This window comes from Sphingobacterium gobiense, from assembly GCF_002980575.1.
Classification (GTDB): domain Bacteria; phylum Bacteroidota; class Bacteroidia; order Sphingobacteriales; family Sphingobacteriaceae; genus Sphingobacterium; species Sphingobacterium gobiense.
Window position 1 is genome coordinate 652721 of the sequence record NZ_PVBS01000001.1, and the last position, 17429, is coordinate 670149.

A 17429-nucleotide genomic window follows, 5' to 3' on the forward strand; every position below is an offset into this window, starting at 1 on the left:
GAAGTAGCGTAGAAAAATTTATTTCAATGAAAATTTCTGAAATATCAATAAAAAGGCCAAGTATAATTATAGTATTATTTATTATACTTACGCTTGGCGGAATATTCTCTTATAGTCAAATGGGGTACGAACTCGTACCGAAATTTGAGGTTAATGTCATCACTGTGCAGACCATATATCCGGGAGCAGCCCCTTCCGAGGTGGAAACTTCTGTAACGAAGGTCGTAGAGGACGCGGTGGCTTCATTGGAGAACGTCAAAAAGATAGAGTCGAAATCTATGGAGTCTGTCTCTGTCGTCATGATTCAACTCAATACGGGAGCAGATGTTAACTTTCTGCTCACTGACGCACAGCGTAAAATAAATGCTGTCATCAATGAATTCCCCGATGATGTGGAAACACCTGCTTTGTCCAAGTTCTCTTTGGATGATGTGCCTATCATCAATTTATCAGTGACGTCGAATTTGTCTGAAAAGGATCTATATGATTTACTGGATCAAAAAATACAACCCGTTTTTGCCCGTATCAACGGAGTAGCGAAAGTGGATATGATTGGGGGGGAAGAGCGAGAAATCCAAGTTAGTATAGATCCAAACAAATTGGAAGGTTATGGCCTTTCCGTTTCGCAGGTACAACAGGCGATTGCTTCGGCTAATCTCGATTTTCCAACAGGGAACGTGAGAACGAGGGACAATCAGACCACTTTACGTTTGGCAGGCAAATTTACCAGTATCGACGAGCTACGCGACTTGCCAATCACTACCCCTAGCGGTGCAGCTATTCGTTTGCGAGATATCGCGGATGTGCAAGACGGTATTAAGGATATCGAAAAGATTTCACGTATTGACCGCCAAAACACAATCTTGATGCAAGTGTTTAAACAGTCGGATGCGAATGCCGTGGCTGTTTCCGAATTGGTGAAAGCGGAGATCGACGTGGTTAAAGCGGATTATCAATCAGAGGGAGTGGATATTGTAATCGCGAATGATACGACCGATTACACATTGACCGCTGCAAATAACGTTATTCATGATTTGATGATTGCGATTGCGTTGGTAGCATTTATTATGCTATTCTTCCTACACAGTTTACGTGACGCATTTATCGCTGTAGTGGCCATTCCCTTGTCCTTGATAGCTACATTTATCTTTCTGAATATGCTAGGGTATACGCTGAACCTGATGTCACTACTGGGCCTTTCACTAGTGGTCGGAATCTTGGTCGACGACGCTATTGTAGTCATAGAAAATATTCACCGCCATATGGAGATGGGTAAAAATAAGGTTCGGGCGGCATATGATGGCGCCAAAGAAATTGGGTTTACGGTATCAGCAATTACGCTGGTTATTGTAGTCGTATTCTTGCCTATAGCCATGTCTTCTGGTTTGGTCTCCGATATTTTGCGTCAATTTTGCGTAACGGTTATGGTGTCGACCTTGCTGTCGCTTCTTGTATCGTTTACCATTGTGCCGTGGTTATATTCCCGTATGGGGAAATTATCTCATATTAATAAGAAATCGTTTTTTGGTGGGATACTCCACGGTTTTGAGCGAGGCTTGACTGGACTAACGAATTGGATTTCGGGTATATTGAAATGGTCGCTGAAACGCCGGTTGAATAAGATGATTGTATTACTTGTTTCCATCGGTTTACTTTTTGCTTCATTTGCACTTGTCGGTATGGGCTATATTGGGTCAGACTTTTTTCCAGGAAATGATAAAGGAGAGTTCTATCTGCAAATGGAACTTAATAAAGATGCTTCCATAGAACAAACGAATTTCTTGGTTCAGAAAGCTGAAAATTATTTGGCTCATAAACCAGAAATTGAACGGATGATTACAACCGTCGGGCAAGCCTCTGACGGTATGATGAATGTTGGTGGCACAAAATATAAGGCGGAGATTCATATTATCTTAGAAAACGGGTATAATAAAACAGAATCTACCAAGGTTTATTCCGCGAAATTAAAACGTGAGATGGAAAACGTATTGGTAGGTGCAAAACTGAAAACCGTTAATATGGGTATTATGGGAGCAGAACAGGCTCCATTAATGATGACCGTCATTGGTGCTTCTCCGGAAGACGCGTTAGAGACTGCACGTACCTTCGCGAATATTCTTCGCAAAGTTCCTGGCGCTTCAGAAATCGAATTGACATCAGAAGATGGTAATCCGGAAATTAGCGTACAGGTAGATAGGGACAAGATGAACCGATTGGGATTAAATGTCGCTACCGTGGGTATGACGATGCAGACGGCTTTCTCGGGAAATACCGATACTAAATATCGCGCAGGTGATACAGAGTATGACATCAATATCCGTTTCGATGAGTTTGGACGTGGGGATATTAACGACGTAAGAAATTTGAAGTTCGTGAATGAACAGGGCCAGACAATTAAATTAGAGCAATTCGCGGATGTTTCATTTGCTTCCGGCCCAAGTCTATTGGAACGTCGGGATAAGTCGCCATCAGTATCGGTACAAGCACAGGTGGTAGGCCGCCCAGTCGGTACAGTGGCAACAGAATGGGAAACAGAAATTCAGCGTCAGGTTGACAACGGAACGGTAAAATTGAAACCAGGCGTATCTTACATGTGGGGCGGTAATATGGAGAACCAAGAAGAAGGCTTTGGTACTTTAGGTGTTGCGTTAATAGCGGCTATCCTTTTGGTATACCTCGTTATGGTAGCTCTTTACGATAGCTTTATGACACCCTTTGTAGTTTTGTTCTCTATTCCATTGTCTTTTATCGGTGCGTTATTGGCTTTAGCAATCGCAAACCAAACGTTGAATATCTTTACAATTTTAGGTATCATTATGTTGATCGGTTTGGTAGCGAAGAATGCTATTCTATTGGTAGATTTCGCGAATCACCGGAAAGATGCGGGTGCTAGTACGTACGATGCACTGATCGCCGCCAACCAAGCGCGTTTTCGACCGATCTTAATGACCACGATTGCGATGGTAGTGGGTATGACTCCAATTGCATTGGCGACAGGTGATGGTGCAGATATGAACAGAGGGCTCGCCATCGTGATTATTGGTGGACTGCTATCCTCACTTTTCTTGACCTTGGTCGTCGTACCTGTAGTATATTCGATTTTCGATAGTATAAGTAGAAGATTTAGCAAAAAGGAAAAGGTAGATTATACAGAATTGATGACTGCAGATTATGTAGAGAATGAAGACTATGTAGATGAGATGGAAGTCAAATATTAGTTTTTGAAATTAAAAATCAAATAGAAAGAGGTCAACGTTACTTTAGCGTTGACCTCTTTTTTTGTTAGCACGATTTTTGTGTAAATTTTTATAGCTTATAAACCGTGCCTTAAAATTATACAATGGCTATTAAATTGTAGATTCAAAAAAAGGAGGCTATATGAATGTTGTACAGAAAATTAGTCGCTGGGGCGATTCGCATCATCCGCGTTGGTTGGACATATTAAGAATCGTTGTTGGGCTTATTATCCTTGCTAAAGGAATAAGTTTCGTAAATGATCGTGATGCTGTCGCTGATCTTATTCGACAAACGAACTTCCAACTCTCTATCTGGTCGGCAGTTCATTATGTGGTATTTGCTCACCTTGTTGGTGGACTGTTTATTGTTTTCGGTTTCCAAACACGACTTGCTGTTATTTTCCAGATACCAATACTTATCGGGGCGGTGTTTTTTGTAAATATTACAAACGGTTTTAATTTTCTGAATTCCGAATTTTGGATTTCCTTGGTGACTCTGATCCTATTGTTAGTATTTCTAGTTGTAGGTTCCGGAAAGTATTCTCTAGACCATATAATGGATAAACCGGGATATAAACGGTCTATTTAAGGCGAAGACGTAGCCCATAGCTACGTCTCCGCTCATTTTATGCCCTTCTATAGATCGATAATTGCTTTTGTAGAAATTTTCGCGTATGGTGGATACGGGTTTTAACAGTGCCTTCTGGTAGACCAAAATGATCGGAAAGTTCACGATATTTATATCCTTCCATATACTGTACAAAGAGATCATAATGATCTGGCGGTAGCTTTTTTAACGCGTCCCGTATGTCCTTCATGATGAATTTTCCTTCGACCGTATTGGTTGTAAACGGTTCTGAGCAGCCCTCGTCTCTATATCCGGCACTTCGGAAGTGTTCGTATTCTGTATGTCGCTGGTTGCGTCTGTAGTGATTAATATATACGTTTTTCATAATAACGTATAACCAGGAAACTAGCTTCGGGTTATTAAAGAAATTGTCAAGGTATTTAATGGACCTCACCAAAGTTTCTTGAACAAGTTCGTTAATTTCCTCTGGGTCTTTAGTAAACTTGAACGCTATATTTTTTAGAATACTTTGATTTTCTAATAGCGCTAGATTTAATTTTTTGCTTTCCATAGTTTTGATGTTTTATCTAGTTTACATTTTCGCTTGTGTTTGAAATAGGAAACAAAAACAATGCAAACAAACTAGGAAAGAGCCGAACTATAGGCTGTGATTAGTGAATACGATAAAAATACGTATAGGGAAACGGTTTTATATAGAGGGCCAAATCATGGAGAAAAGTTCATCTTAACACATTTTCTTTTAAAACGGACATTTTCCTAGAAAATCAAAAACAGGTGTTTTACCGTTTTATAAGTATAAAAATCCTAAGACACAATACAGAAGTATAAACTGTATTGATAAATACGTATTTAACGTAATAAGTTGTCTTTTATTTGGTTGCACGTATTGTTTTTATTCAGTTCAGACGTACTTTAATCTATAGTGTTGTGTATCTATTTTAGTACTCTGGCAGTTTAAGATGTCTAATTATTTTCATTTGCGATAAAAACAAATTGTTCTGAACATTTGTTATATTGTGGGCGATACTGCCTACTTATCCGTGCACATGAATCGATTCGAAAATTTTATTTTACAAACCTTGCAGCAATCTAGAGGTGCAACTGCTATATATGATACTCCTGATATCCGCATTGCATTCGTCAATAATGCTATGTTTGAAATCTGGGGACGAGGTGGAGAGATAATCGGAGGCCATTTCGGGGAAGTTTTTCCGGAATTTACAGAGCAGGGATTTACGGAAATATTGAAAAATGTATGGGCGACAGGACAGACTTACGAAGCAAAAGCGTATCCGGCAGATGTCACGATTAATGGAATTACCGAATCGAAGTATTTTGATTTTATTTACCAAGCTGTTGTAGATGACGAAGGTAAAACGTATGCCATCATTCATACAGCAACCGATGTATCATCTCGTAGACATGCATTGGAAAAAGTAGAAGAACAAGATGCTATCCTTGCTTTCAATAACGAATTGGAGATATTAACCCGAACTTTATCGCACGACTTGAAAAATCCGCTATCTATAGCCAAAATGAGTGCACAATACGTTCAAACGAAAGATGCACTTTCCAAAGAGGAGAAATTTAAATGGACTTCCATTATCTTAGACGCGCTGACCAGCATTGAACATATCATAGGTCATAAAACACAATTGAATCAAGCTCGTATGTCAAAATACGATAACGAATGTGTTTCGTTAGAGAAGACTATCCAGAAAATATGTCTTGACAGCCAGACATTGTACAACAGTACCAATTGTGCTTTTAAAATTGGGCGATTAGAACGTTTATATGGTGATGAAAGTATTTTATATCAGATATTCTTCAATATAATTGGTAATGCCGTCAAGTACTCGTCCAAGCATAAAAAGCCTGTTGTAGCGATTAATAGCATAAAGAAGCAGGGATATATCGTGTATACAATTCAAGATAATGGTATCGGAATCCCTAAAGAAGAATTAGAATCTGTTTTCCAGCAGTTCCACCGTGCATCAAATACCGAAGGTTTTCCAGGAACAGGCATCGGGTTATGCGTAGTAAAGAAAATCATGATTCGTCTTAAAGGCAAAATTACACTTATAAGCTCGGTGGATAAGGGAACCACTGTCGAATTATCTTTTCCGGAGTTTGCTGAATGTCGGGAGCTCTTATGAATTGCTTGATAATTTAAAACCCCTCATCGTAAGATGGGGGGTATTATCAAATTACCAGATCTTGATACGCTTCTCTTTTAGTTTATGCATTTTATCGCCCTCTTTTGTGCCGAATGCTTCGTGGAAAGCATCTAGATTCACAATTGGAGCAAACGCGCGATACTGTGCCGGGGAGTGTGGGTCGGTTTTTACCTGATTTACGACGAATTCATCAGTCGTTTTTGTTCGCCAAATAGTAGCCCAAGATAAAAAGAATCGCTGTTCTGGCGTGAAGCCATCGATCGAGCTAGGGGCGCCCTTATCCTTCAGATACATTTTTAGAGCGTCGAAAGCGATCGACGCCCCACCGAGGTCACCAATGTTCTCACCCAATGTAAAGCGCCCGTTGACAAAAACACCTGGCACGGGTTCGTATGCTTCAAATTGTGCTACAAGTGCATCTGCTGCCTCATCAAATTTTTCTTTGTCTTCCGGTGTCCACCAGTTATTTAAATTTCCATCACCATCATATTGCGAACCAGAGTCATCGAATCCGTGCGACAATTCATGGCCAATAACGGCACCGATACCGCCGAAGTTTACCGCGGCGTCAGCACGATAATCGTAGAATGGTGGCTGGAGAATAGCAGCAGGGAAAACAATCTCGTTGAACAATGGGCTGTAATATGCATTCACCGTTTGTGGTGTCATACCCCATTCTGTTTTATCCACGGGCTTACCTTGTTTCGCAAGATTATCCTCAAAAGCCCAACGGTTAAGTGCATGAACATTCTCAAAGAGTGAGGTGCCCACCTCTAGTTTCGAATAGTCTTTCCATTTGTCCGGATAACCGATTTTAACGTTAAATTTTGCCAATTTTTCCAGCGCTTTCTCCTTGGTTACGGAAGACATCCAATCTAAGTCGTTGATATGTAATTCAAAAGACTGAATCAGGTATCGTACCAGCTCTTCACAAGCCGCTTTTGCTTCTGGCGGGAAATTTTCTTTTACATATATTTTACCTAATAATTCACCCGCAGATCCATTTACAAAATCTAACCCACGCTTCTCCATATTGCGTTGCTCTTTTTGACCTTTTAATTGGCGTCCGTAAAACTCGAATGCTAGTTCGTCGAGTTCGCTAGACAGGTAGCCGGTCGCGTTGTTCATGATATTGAACTTAAGATATTCTTTGATTTGCGATAGCTTTTCCTGTGCAACAATTTTGTCTAAATTCTTGTAATATCCAATTTCGCTAATGATGACCGTGTCCGCTTTAAAACCAAGGTCTGCAAGATATTTCGCGATGTCAATATTCTTTACCATCTGGCTCAAATCTGCTACTGCGACCGGATTGTACCTCTTTTGTGCATCGCGCGACTCCTCAATGGTTTTGAGATAAGAAGCGATCTCCTTTTCAAAAGCGACAATCTTTGGTCCTTTAAGATCTTTGGTGCGTTGATCTATTTTGTTATAGAGCGTAGATGCAAACGTTGTATATTGCGCCAAGGTTTCCGTATTTTTTTCGTCCACTTTTTGATAATACGAGCGACCAAGACCTAAGTTCCCGCCTCCCAGATAAACGGCGTTAACATCGCTGTTTTTCATGTGCGCATATACATAGCCACCGAAGAATGGATTCCCACCTTCCGGCCCCACTTCCACAAGGTAATCGTAGAGATCGTCCATGTTCTCGATTGCATCAATTTTTTCAAGATAGGGTCTGATTGGTCCGACGCCTAATTGATTCCGATTTTCTATATCTATGTAAGATTTATAGAGATCTCCAATCTTTTGCCCATCGGTGCCTTTTTCAAAGGTTTCGTTAAGTGATTCTTTCAAAATCTTCAATACCGCCTCATCTGTGTTTTCCCGAAGTTCGTCAAAAGAACCCCAGCGTGCCTTATCAGCGGGGATTTCTGCTGTTTTCATCCAGTTACCATTGACATAATGGTAGAAATCATCCTGCGGACGTACAGTTGTATCCATGTGCGACAAATTAATCGCCTGGTGTTGTTTCTGTGTACCGCTACATCCAGCTGTCATGGCCACAACGGTGGCCAATCCGAAAAATGTTTTGATCATAAGTTGTTTTTTATCTAGAAACTTCTCCTTTCGAAAAGTGGAGAGGATTTAAATCTATCCGAATTTCATCAGTGTGAGTAAGTTTCGTATTTTGTTATTTAGTTTTGTACGCAAACATAAGAAATCTTAAGAACATAAAAAGTAACGATTCTATGCTATGAATTGGATTTTTCCGTATATTGCTCTCATGATATGGGTGGTGGATGCTCAAGAAATTAACGTTGTTGTCAGTGCAAAAGGCGAGGTAGAAGTACTACAATGGAACGAACAAAAAAAGGTAATACAAGTACCGGTAAGCATGCGTAATGCTGAGGTTATATGGGCCATACGTAATCTTCTAAAAACAAAGCCGCCAAATACATCGCTAAATATAATAGAGCGACTGGAGGTGTTTGACAAATACTGGCCAATTAAGGTATTTGTTAATAAAAAGCCGGCATATATGGAAGACGGCATTATTCATTGCTATATTAGGGAACGCAGGATGTCGTCTACTGAAGAGATAAAAATAAAGGACGAGCTGTTACGATTGTTCGTGTTACGTCAAGTGGGGCAATGGGAAGAAACATTGGAATTGCTTATCCCACATATTACGTTCAGGAGGAATAAAAACAAACCCTATATAGTGCAGCGACGGAAGGAGAGTATTTGTTTCGATAAAAAGCTATATGACCTGTCATTAGGCACGATCGCTTATTGTCTGTTTAATGCAGTAGCCGATTATGTTGGCTTGAAAGACGGCTTTCGAAAGGAATTAATAAACCAACATTTTCCCACCTGGAAGACCTTAGAAAAAAATATCTCATATGCATACGCAACCTACGATAACCATTGAGCTACCGATCCATAAATCCTTATTTTATGAATGCTGGGAGCGACCTGCTCTTTTATTAGATATATTTACCGCACAGCAAATCGTACATATTAAAGCATTTGTTTTTGACAATTTGGAGGATAAAGACGGGGCTCCCGAAGTGGATGATTTAGCTGTTTCCATTTTTAAGTATAGCGAACATGACAAGGGAGGATATTTCCGTTTAAACTTTTATATTAATCGTAGGTTTTGTTGTTCCGATATTGAAAGTTCTAGACAAGACTATATCGATTTTCATTTTAGCTATATCAATGAAACCCTCAAGGCATCCGCGAATTACTTTAATTGGAACTTGATGTAAAATTAGAGACCGCCACAAGCCCCATACTCAGCTTTGAACCCTTTTCAAGTCGAACCCCGCGGCCGCTCATTCCTTCGGTAGCGAAATAAAAACGCTTTAGAAAATAAAAAAGCTTCAACCTTTTGATTGAAGCTCTGCGGAAAGGGAGGGATTCGAACCCTCGATACAGTCATCCCGTATACAGACTTTCCAGGTCTGCTCATTCGACCACTCTGACACCTTTCCAAATGCGATTGCAAATATACAATATTTCTCGCCCAAAACTAATTTTTTAATAGAATTTAGATAGTCGTAGTCCACTCCTTTTTTTAAAGTTGACATTTTTGAAATTTATGATAAGGATGAAATTGCTATTGACATACAGTTGTCACAACCCGGCATAACTTTGTTCTAGAAATAAACATTAAAATAATATTATTTATTGATTTAAGCATTTAATAGTATGGAAACTACAGCAATTTTAACAAAGGACGAGTTTTTGAGACATTGGTTGGGTCATCGCGATCTGACACGTCGTACACTTGATAAGTTCCCTGAAAAAGAACTTTTTGAATTTTCAATTGGTGGAATGCGACCATTTTCAGACTTAATCATGGAGTTATTGTCTATTGCAGAACCCGGTTTACGAGGAATCGTCGAAAGGAATGATCAGTCTTACGACCACCAATTGGCTTTGACGACCAAAGAAGAGCTATTAGCAAAATGGGACGCTGATACACCTAAAATTACCGAACTGTTCAATCAGATTCCGGAAGAGGATTTTCACCTTACGCACAACTTATTTGGAGAGTATAATTTCCCGATATACAGCAACCTGCTATATTTTGTGGACAATGAAGTTCATCATCGCGCTCAGGGGTTTGTATATCTTCGAGCGTTGGGTATAGAGCCGCCTTTCTTTTGGGATAGACCCTAACAAATCTTGGGAATTCAACATCAACTATAAATAGTTTGAATGGATGCCTCTACGTTACATTGGTAGCGTAGAGGTATCTTATTCTCTAAAAAATAAGTAATTAAACTTGGATGTTCGAAAGTAACTCTTTCACTCGTTCTTTCAATTCTTCCGGCTCTAAAATCTTAGCTTCATCAGCAAACATGAGATACCATCGGGCAAACTCGTGCTCCATGTTTTTACACGCGAAGGTCATGATTACGCTGGTGTCGGTTATTTCTTCCGATAAGAAACCATAGTAGGAACGTTCCCATTCCATATAACGCGCATATTGTAAAGGAACAGAGATACGGATAGTTGTGGTCGGTGCGGAGTCTTCTTTTGCCAAGTAATACGCCAATGGTTTATGCTTTTTGGTAAAGGGGGTCGAGGTTAATTGAATTTTCTGAATGCGATCGATACGGAATTGACGATAGTCCGCTCGTACATGGCAATACGCCATAAAATACCAGTAGTTTCCTTGATGAAAAACACCGACGGGCTCGATTTCCCGATGGACGGGCGTGACGGACGAGCTACTTCGATATTCCATATTAACCACGCGATATTGTGCGACACCTTCAAACAATATCGATAGTGCCGAGGGAACATTTTCGTTAAATCGATGTGAAAGAGAGCCCATTAACATGTTTTCTTCCAGTAAGTTGACATTGAGCTTATCACTATAACGAAGATAGGCTTTTATTTTATTAAGTGCCGAACTAAAATGTCGGAACAAATCGGGATCCACGAATTTCTGCATTAGCTTTTCAGCTGCTGCGAGTGTTAAAATTTCCTCCTTAGAAAACTTCGTAGGAGGCAGCCGATAGCCCTCAATCAGCCCGTAGCCTGTACCTGCTTCACCGTAAATGGGAATACCTGCTTGTTCCAAAGCTTTTATGTCGCGATAAATTGTCCGTTGACTAACCTCAAAATGCTCGGCGAGATCCTGTGCTCTTACGATAGGTTTTGCCTGAAGTTGGAAGTAGATGGCAATGATTCGGTTAAAACGCTTGGTGATATCCATGCAGTAAAATTAAGCATAAAAATGGCAAAACCGAGATAGCCAATCATCATCTGATCGGCTATCTATCTCGTGCTACGCATTAATTTACCTTGAACAATCAGCTGTCCATATTCGACCGTCCTTTGCGTATGCAATGTTCAAACGTGAAGCCGTAATTCGAATAGTTCCAATTTCTCCGCCTTCCCAGATCAGCATACTGTTATCTCCCTTCTCCATTTCAATGTTGCCAATCGATGGAATACCATCAGAAAAATTGAATGTATAGTTGTCTCCAACCTTCGTTACTGTCACAGAGCCATTTCTTTCTGCTACATCGTCATCATCTTCACTGGTAAAAGAAATACGTCCTTCGTACTTACCCAGGAAGAGGTCATTGTCTGCGGGATCATCATCTTTACTACAGGAAGTAAAGGCGATAAAAGTGATAAACAACAAACTTAAAATTTTAATACTCGTTTTCATATATCTGTTCTTTTAATTAATTATTACGTGTCACACATATGTGACAATAGGGGTGCCAGTAATCTTCTGTAAAGATTTGTTAACAATAATTAACACCCCTTTCTGCCTTAAGTCAAGTTATTATTCCCATTTCTCCAGTCTTTTAATACCTCATATATTTCTCGTTGGAGCGCTGCCTGGCTTTGGAGGGTAGCTGCCGTATTTTCAGAAAAATTGTTTTTAGGTAGAAGGATCTGCTTATAAATGTCTTGTACACTCTCTTCTATTCTTATACACGATTCAAGAGCCTGTTCCCGATCTGAGGTCTCCATACAAGGGTTCCGATTTTTCCATTTCTGGTATAATACGCCGGCCGTCCACGGTCTTTCTGAAGGGGATATACCTTCTTTTGGTAATATCACTAGCAGCTCCGATTTAAATTGCTGTGATAATTGCATACATTTTTCAAAAAATGCAATGAGGTTTACGTCCTTATTGGGATCTACCGAAGAAATAGCATTCGCATAAACTTCTATCCGCTCTGTCAAGATTTGAATAAAATCTTGCAATTGATCGTCGTGTATATCTTTGTTGTTCTTCATAAAACATATAAATGTTGTTATAGGTGAACAATTCGATGAGAATTCAGTTTATAACAAAATCATTTTTATCATGACAATTTTATAGCAAATAAATAGAACATCTTGTGAGTTCAGTTGTTTTTAAAAATATGTGAATTGAATATGGAGACCAATACAATTACAAAAGATCAGCTTGATAAGCTTGTAAACAGAATAGAGGAAAAATTTCACGAGTATTTTAAATCTAATACGTCAAAAGTTAGTTCCTTGCAGGAATGCTTTTACATCCCTGATATGTATAAAAAGGAGGGGTTATTAACGCTAAATCAAGAAGTATTTCATAAACTACCTAAGGATATCCAGGAGAAAACGCACGAATTGATTGCGGAATTTACGAAGGTAGACTAATAGATTGGCGAGCAAAGAACTTTTTTAGCTTAAAGGGGTTCTTAGAATATGGAAGAGAAATTGCCGGGACGACCTATCAGAATTATTAAAAGCGTGGAGGACAAAAACTTAGGTGTTTTTTTCGAAGAGCTTTACAAAACGTGTTTGGATGATGGAGAAGCGGTTCTTGTTTTAAAAAAGATCGAGCGAGCCTTTGTTGCTGACCCTAATTATGAACTCTTACATAATGTAAAGGAACATGCCTCTGTCAGTTTTAGAAACATCCATACCCAACAAGAGGTGCGCTTTTTTCCAGAAGATTAAATTAAACGTTATTTTTTTCTCCACTTTAATATACTCGAAATTGCGTAGTGATCGGAAAGGGCGATACCGGCGTTATTGGAGAAATATTGTTTTTCCACTTTATATCGCGAAGGAGAAAACTCAAGATATGCAGTATTCCGAAAAAAAATTTTATCAATACTTTCACAGCTATCCGTAAGGGCTAGTTTTTCCTTTGGGATGAAACTGGTACGGGCAACTGGACATTCTCCGTTTTTCATTAATGTCGTCCATACGTCCTTCAAACCTGTTTTTTGTGTAAACCAGCCGATGTTGTCCCAGGCAGCACTAAAATGGGCATTGAAATCCCCCATTACAATGATGGCGTTTCCAGCCGAATGCGCATTAATATATTCAGCTAATTGCAACAAATTTTGCTTACGCGCTGCTGCTGCCGATTCACTGTCGTGAGCAGTGGCATGGACATTATATACATCCACACTAACACCTCTTGCTATTTCAATTTGAGTAAAGGAAAATCCTTTGGCTGCAAGGCAATCAGAGCCACTACAGTGTTGCCAAGGAATGCGTTTCGTTTCCCGTATAGGGTATTTGGATAAGGTATTGAGACCATCGCCGTATGGTACTGCTATTTTATGCACCGTTCGATAGCAGTGTCTATTTTCGTCTCCATAAAGCATTTGATGATAATGGAAATCTTCTTGGACATTGACGATATCAAAACGGTTAATCTTTCCTGAAATTTCTTTTATACTGTGAGCGCGAGAACTTGTTGCGGAAGAAAGGAAATCCGGAAGACCTGCTACATTATACGTCAGTAGCGATAATTCACCCTCATCTATCTCTTTTAATCCACTCGCGTGAATTTCTGTATAAATTGAAGAAGAAGTACCGAAATGTGTGATTTTAGACAGGTAAAAACCAAAAAATATGGGGACGAAAGAAACAGATAATACTTTTTGCCAGTGCTTCTTTTTATACCAGACCCTATCGATTATCATGTATGTCGTTTTTATATCTCAAAACTACGTGATGTTTGTTATTTATTTGTAAAGGGACGGTTATGCTTTCATGTTGAAATTATGAGTAAAATATAAATGAACTTAAAAATTTCATAAATCATTAATATTCAGTTTCTCTTAAGAAAATATGAACTATTTATTTTCGTAAAATAAACATCTAGGCATATGATAAGAGTAGCTTTTTTTGCAGAGATATTATTTGAAGAATACGACGGGGCGGCCCGCACTATGTTTCAAATCATCAATAGAATAGACCCGAATCGCTTTTCCTTCTTTTTTATTTATGGAAAAGGTCCCGAACGAATCGACGGACATGATTCTATCCGCATACCCACGCTCAATACGGGCTTGAACAAAGACTATAGTGTCAGCTTACCAGCGTTAGTAAAGGGACAGGTTAAACAGGAGTTGGATGCTTTTCAACCACATGTTATCCATATCGCGACACCATCGTTCTTGGGTTTTTTCGCTTTACGTTATGCACAATCGCGAAATATTCCAGTTATCAGTCTTTATCATACCAATTTTCTTTCTTACATACCTTATTATTTTCGCAAGGTTCCTACACTTATCAAGCCAGTACAACGCTGGATGAGATCGGCCACTCGTCGATTTTACAATCATTGTGATGTTGTATATGTGCCTTCATGTGCGATGAGAAGGCAGTTGGAAAATCTTGGTGTAGGGAAACAGAAAATGGTTTTATGGCAACGAGGGATTGATCTAGAGCTTTTTAATCCTCGAAAACGAGATGTCGCATATATGCGAGAACTAACAGGAAATGAAAATCCGAATATTTTATTCGCTAGTAGGCTCGTATGGGAAAAAAATATACAAACATTAATTGACATTTATAAGCGTCTTCAGGAAACACAGCTGTCGCACAACTTTATAATTGTAGGTGATGGGCCGGCCGGAGAGGAGATGAAGCGGCAGATGCCGGCGGCAATTTTTATGGGAAAGTTACCGCATAGCGAACTCGCAAAGTTGTACGCTTCGTCTGATATATTTGTTTTTCCGTCTATTTCCGAAACCTACGGAAACGTGGTAATAGAGGCGATGGCTTCTGGTCTCCCTTGTATCATTGGTGATGGTGGAGGAAGCGCGGATTTAATACGCCATGGACAAACTGGCTATAAATGCTTACCGAAATCTGCCGGAGATTACCTTATCTATATTCGGATGTTACTCTCGGATTCGACGTTACATAAGTTTATATGTGATACCGGACTTAACTACGCACAAAAATTAAATTGGAAAAATTTAACAGATCGTTATTTCGACGAAGTGACGCGCTTAGGAATGGAACCAAATGAGGGCATGGTCTGGGCAGCATGTTGATAAATAAGAAAGGACTGAAAATTCTAATACTCATCTGTATCGTTCTTCCGATAGTTATTTTTATTATACAAATTGATTTTATATCTGTTTTTCAGGAACTTCTGAAAATAGGTGGCAAATTTATTATTATTTTACTAATTACGTTTATAGCATATTTGCTCGGAACGATCGCGTGGTGGGTATGTTTGGGGCCGCAACGAAACGAACTCTCATTATGGAAACTCTTCGGTGTCCGCCAGATTGGTGAAACGGTGGGACTCTATAATCCATCGAGCGTGGTAGGGGGAGATATGCTAAAAACTGAAATGTTGAAATCCTATATGGTTTCAGACGATAACGCAGCAGCGTCCGTGGTCATCTCTCGTGTTACGGCTGTTCTGTCACAGTTGTGTCTTTTTATCCTGTCACTATGCTGGTTACTAGTCACTGCGCGCGACCAGCTGCCCATATTTTGGTTGTATGGCGTGCTGGTAGCGATAGTATTGTCGCTGACGCTGAAGATATTGTTTTTCTATTTGCTCAACAAAAAACGAGTACAAAACGTTGAAATGGGCGATCGCACCAGTTTGTGGAAGCGACTTAGGTCGACTATTTCCAATTTAATTCATGACACACAATACTTTTTTCAACATAAAAGGTCACTCTTTTGGTGGTCATATTGTTTTTTCTTTTTGCATTGGTTAGTGGGTAGTATGGAATTTTATTTTATTCTTCGCTTCTTGGGTTTTGATGTCTGGCTAATGCAGGGGTTATTGGCGGATATGGGCGTTATCGCGATTAAAAGTATTGGAGCATTCGTTCCGGGACAAATAGGCGTTGAGGAGATAGGTAATAAAGTGGTACTGGCCGCTATTGGTATCCAGGCTACCACCGTCTGGATTACGGTATCGATACTTCGCCGGGCACGCCAGCTATGTTGGATTTTGATAGGAGCAGTCTGGTATATGTTAATTCGAAAAGATACATCTAAAGTTTTCAGACATGGAAATCCTATTCGTCAGTCATAAATACCCGCCGACTACAGGAGGTATGGAAAAGCAGAGTTATGAATTGATTGAAGGTATGCATGCCTATGCTACTGTACGGAAAATTGTATATAAACGAGAAGAAAGCTATTTTCACTTCTTTCGTAAATTGAACGGTCGCATTTTGGCTATGATACATCGATATCCTAAAATTGAACTTGTACACTTTAACGATGGTTTGATAGCAGCGGTTAGTCTTTGGCACGTAGGCTACGATCATTTGCGAAGGGTAGTTACGCTTCATGGATTGGATGTTGTTTTCCCTCTTAACATCTATCAAAAATTTATTTTACCACGTTTCAATCGTTATGATCATATTATAGCAGTTAGCCGTGCAACTGCCTCCGCTGCAATAAGTAGGGGGGTAGAGGAAAGAAAAATTTCGGTTATCCCTAATGGAATAGATCATCAATTGAAACCCAAAAATTGTGCAAAAAGCTGGGAAGAGTTTCGACAGAAGTATAACTTACCCGCTAGCAGAAAAATTTTGGTGACATTAGGGCGTCCTGTTAAACGAAAAGGATTCTCTTGGTTTATTCGGGAGGTATTACCCCAGCTACCAGATGACTATTACTTGGTGATGGCAGGACCATTTTCTAACGACTTGCCGAAAACAGAAAAATGGTTGACGCGTCTACCCAAACGTTGGCGTGAACTTTACATGTTATTTATGGGGTATCCTTCGGACCAGAAAGACATATATCGTCTGTTGAATGACCGGAAATATAATGAAAGAATAACACATGTGGGAAAATTACCAATGGAGGAACTAAAAGTTCTTTTAAGTCATGCTGAGGCATTTTTAATGCCTAATATTAAGGTAGAAGGAGATATGGAAGGGTTTGGTTTGGTGTGTTTAGAAGCGAGTGTGTGCGGAGCCGTAGTGCTCGCTTCGGCGGTAGACGGAATCACCGATGCGATACAGCATCAAAAAAACGGGATACAGGTGGAACCGGAGAATGTCGAGGCTTGGTTGCTGGCGATACAAGAATTGTTATATAACAACAAGAAAAAGCAACAGTCTGATTCCTTTCGTATCTATACATTGGGTCATTTTGGATGGGATAAAATGGTGAAAGGCTATGCGTCAATATTTGAAAAATTGATGATAACAAAAAAAAGAGGCTATTTATAGCCTCTTTTTTTTG

At 39.6% G+C, this 17429-nt stretch carries 17 protein-coding genes and 1 tRNA gene; 11 read left to right on the forward strand and 7 right to left on the reverse strand.

The annotated features are described in order from the left end of the window. Window positions 1-26 precede the first annotated feature (26 nt). Together C5749_RS02895 and C5749_RS02900 are read left to right on the forward strand one after the other, a co-directional pair. Window positions 27-3218 (forward strand): efflux RND transporter permease subunit, encoded by a 3192-nt coding sequence (locus tag C5749_RS02895; protein WP_105722835.1) that lies wholly within the window; start codon window positions 27-29, stop codon window positions 3216-3218. 160 nt (window positions 3219-3378) lie between these two features. Further along, window positions 3379-3825, forward strand: coding sequence for a DoxX family protein (locus C5749_RS02900; protein WP_105722837.1), 447 nt, complete (start codon window positions 3379-3381; stop codon window positions 3823-3825). Between the two features lie 37 nt (window positions 3826-3862). On the opposite strand, the gene C5749_RS02905 is transcribed toward C5749_RS02900, so the two are convergent. Next, window positions 3863-4375, reverse strand: coding sequence for an RNA polymerase sigma factor (locus C5749_RS02905; protein WP_105722839.1), 513 nt, complete (start codon window positions 4373-4375; stop codon window positions 3863-3865). Between the two features lie 496 nt (window positions 4376-4871). Here C5749_RS02905 and C5749_RS02910 point away from each other — a divergent pair, with 496 nt between their 5' ends. Continuing rightward, complete coding sequence (locus tag C5749_RS02910) at window positions 4872-5981, forward strand: sensor histidine kinase (RefSeq protein WP_105722840.1); 1110 nt, start codon at window positions 4872-4874, stop codon at window positions 5979-5981. A gap of 51 nt (window positions 5982-6032) precedes the next feature. Here C5749_RS02910 and C5749_RS02915 read toward each other — a convergent pair whose 3' ends face one another. Then, window positions 6033-8045, reverse strand: coding sequence for a M13 family metallopeptidase (locus C5749_RS02915; RefSeq protein WP_245893597.1), 2013 nt, complete (start codon window positions 8043-8045; stop codon window positions 6033-6035). Window positions 8046-8202: 157 nt separating this feature from the next. Between C5749_RS02915 and C5749_RS02920 the strand changes: the two genes are divergently transcribed. Both C5749_RS02920 and C5749_RS02925 read left to right on the forward strand, forming a co-directional pair. After that, entirely contained in the window at window positions 8203-8880 is a 678-nt protein-coding gene (locus tag C5749_RS02920) for a hypothetical protein (protein WP_146113667.1), read from the forward strand. Next, entirely contained in the window at window positions 8852-9220 is a 369-nt protein-coding gene (locus C5749_RS02925; protein WP_105722844.1) for a hypothetical protein, read from the forward strand. The genes C5749_RS02920 and C5749_RS02925 overlap by 29 nt, the downstream gene beginning before the upstream one ends. Before the next feature lie 137 nt (window positions 9221-9357). On the opposite strand, the gene C5749_RS19580 is transcribed toward C5749_RS02925, so the two are convergent. Further along, window positions 9358-9445: transfer RNA gene (locus tag C5749_RS19580), tRNA-Ser, on the reverse strand. Between the two features lie 217 nt (window positions 9446-9662). On the opposite strand from C5749_RS19580, the gene C5749_RS02935 reads away from it, so the two are divergent. Further along, window positions 9663-10136 (forward strand): DinB family protein, encoded by a 474-nt coding sequence (locus C5749_RS02935; RefSeq protein WP_105722848.1) that lies wholly within the window; start codon window positions 9663-9665, stop codon window positions 10134-10136. A 100-nt stretch (window positions 10137-10236) separates the two neighbouring features. On the opposite strand, the gene C5749_RS02940 is transcribed toward C5749_RS02935, so the two are convergent. From C5749_RS02940 to C5749_RS02950, 3 genes are all read right to left on the reverse strand, one after another. Next, the gene (locus C5749_RS02940; RefSeq protein WP_105722850.1) at window positions 10237-11181 is read right to left on the reverse strand and encodes a helix-turn-helix transcriptional regulator; all 945 of its coding nucleotides are present in this window, start codon (window positions 11179-11181) and stop codon (window positions 10237-10239) included. A gap of 84 nt (window positions 11182-11265) precedes the next feature. Then, window positions 11266-11643: a hypothetical protein gene (locus tag C5749_RS02945; protein WP_105722852.1), complete on the reverse strand. Its 378-nt coding sequence runs from the start codon at window positions 11641-11643 to the stop codon at window positions 11266-11268. A gap of 107 nt (window positions 11644-11750) precedes the next feature. After that, window positions 11751-12224 (reverse strand): ferritin family protein, encoded by a 474-nt coding sequence (locus C5749_RS02950; RefSeq protein WP_105722854.1) that lies wholly within the window; start codon window positions 12222-12224, stop codon window positions 11751-11753. A 141-nt stretch (window positions 12225-12365) separates the two neighbouring features. Here C5749_RS02950 and C5749_RS02955 point away from each other — a divergent pair, with 141 nt between their 5' ends. Next, complete coding sequence (locus C5749_RS02955) at window positions 12366-12611, forward strand: hypothetical protein (protein WP_105722856.1); 246 nt, start codon at window positions 12366-12368, stop codon at window positions 12609-12611. Between the two features lie 48 nt (window positions 12612-12659). Next, on the forward strand, window positions 12660-12914 hold the full coding sequence (locus C5749_RS02960) for a hypothetical protein (protein WP_105722858.1): 255 nt from the start codon (window positions 12660-12662) through the stop codon (window positions 12912-12914). A gap of 8 nt (window positions 12915-12922) precedes the next feature. On the opposite strand, the gene C5749_RS02965 is transcribed toward C5749_RS02960, so the two are convergent. Beyond that, window positions 12923-13894, reverse strand: a complete 972-nt coding sequence (locus tag C5749_RS02965) for an endonuclease/exonuclease/phosphatase family protein (protein ID WP_105722860.1) — start codon at window positions 13892-13894, stop codon at window positions 12923-12925. Window positions 13895-14080: 186 nt separating this feature from the next. Here C5749_RS02965 and C5749_RS02970 point away from each other — a divergent pair, with 186 nt between their 5' ends. The 3 genes from C5749_RS02970 to C5749_RS02980 are packed head-to-tail and all read left to right on the forward strand — an operon-like array spanning window position 14081 to window position 17416. Then, complete coding sequence (locus tag C5749_RS02970) at window positions 14081-15256, forward strand: glycosyltransferase family 4 protein (RefSeq protein WP_105722862.1); 1176 nt, start codon at window positions 14081-14083, stop codon at window positions 15254-15256. Further along, a complete protein-coding gene (locus C5749_RS02975; protein ID WP_105722864.1) occupies window positions 15250-16263 on the forward strand; it encodes a lysylphosphatidylglycerol synthase transmembrane domain-containing protein in 1014 nt (337 codons plus the stop codon). The genes C5749_RS02970 and C5749_RS02975 overlap by 7 nt, the downstream gene beginning before the upstream one ends. After that, window positions 16238-17416 (forward strand): glycosyltransferase family 4 protein, encoded by a 1179-nt coding sequence (locus C5749_RS02980; protein WP_105722866.1) that lies wholly within the window; start codon window positions 16238-16240, stop codon window positions 17414-17416. The genes C5749_RS02975 and C5749_RS02980 overlap by 26 nt, the downstream gene beginning before the upstream one ends. Window positions 17417-17429 lie beyond the last annotated feature (13 nt).

What these genes read in the sequence shown, in the direction of transcription:
- C5749_RS02895 (WP_105722835.1), top strand. Translation starts at nt 27, where the DNA reads ATGAAAATTTCTGAAATATCAATAAAAAGGCCAAGTATAATTATAGTA.
- C5749_RS02900 (WP_105722837.1), top strand. Translation starts at nt 3,379, where the DNA reads ATGAATGTTGTACAGAAAATTAGTCGCTGGGGCGATTCGCATCATCCG.
- C5749_RS02905 (WP_105722839.1), bottom strand. Translation starts at nt 4,375, where the DNA reads ATGGAAAGCAAAAAATTAAATCTAGCGCTATTAGAAAATCAAAGTATT.
- C5749_RS02910 (WP_105722840.1), top strand. Translation starts at nt 4,872, where the DNA reads ATGAATCGATTCGAAAATTTTATTTTACAAACCTTGCAGCAATCTAGA.
- C5749_RS02915 (WP_245893597.1), bottom strand. Translation starts at nt 8,045, where the DNA reads ATGATCAAAACATTTTTCGGATTGGCCACCGTTGTGGCCATGACAGCT.
- C5749_RS02920 (WP_146113667.1), top strand. Translation starts at nt 8,203, where the DNA reads ATGAATTGGATTTTTCCGTATATTGCTCTCATGATATGGGTGGTGGAT.
- C5749_RS02925 (WP_105722844.1), top strand. Translation starts at nt 8,852, where the DNA reads ATGCATACGCAACCTACGATAACCATTGAGCTACCGATCCATAAATCC.
- C5749_RS02935 (WP_105722848.1), top strand. Translation starts at nt 9,663, where the DNA reads ATGGAAACTACAGCAATTTTAACAAAGGACGAGTTTTTGAGACATTGG.
- C5749_RS02940 (WP_105722850.1), bottom strand. Translation starts at nt 11,181, where the DNA reads ATGGATATCACCAAGCGTTTTAACCGAATCATTGCCATCTACTTCCAA.
- C5749_RS02945 (WP_105722852.1), bottom strand. Translation starts at nt 11,643, where the DNA reads ATGAAAACGAGTATTAAAATTTTAAGTTTGTTGTTTATCACTTTTATC.
- C5749_RS02950 (WP_105722854.1), bottom strand. Translation starts at nt 12,224, where the DNA reads ATGAAGAACAACAAAGATATACACGACGATCAATTGCAAGATTTTATT.
- C5749_RS02955 (WP_105722856.1), top strand. Translation starts at nt 12,366, where the DNA reads ATGGAGACCAATACAATTACAAAAGATCAGCTTGATAAGCTTGTAAAC.
- C5749_RS02960 (WP_105722858.1), top strand. Translation starts at nt 12,660, where the DNA reads ATGGAAGAGAAATTGCCGGGACGACCTATCAGAATTATTAAAAGCGTG.
- C5749_RS02965 (WP_105722860.1), bottom strand. Translation starts at nt 13,894, where the DNA reads ATGATAATCGATAGGGTCTGGTATAAAAAGAAGCACTGGCAAAAAGTA.
- C5749_RS02970 (WP_105722862.1), top strand. Translation starts at nt 14,081, where the DNA reads ATGATAAGAGTAGCTTTTTTTGCAGAGATATTATTTGAAGAATACGAC.
- C5749_RS02975 (WP_105722864.1), top strand. Translation starts at nt 15,250, where the DNA reads ATGTTGATAAATAAGAAAGGACTGAAAATTCTAATACTCATCTGTATC.
- C5749_RS02980 (WP_105722866.1), top strand. Translation starts at nt 16,238, where the DNA reads ATGGAAATCCTATTCGTCAGTCATAAATACCCGCCGACTACAGGAGGT.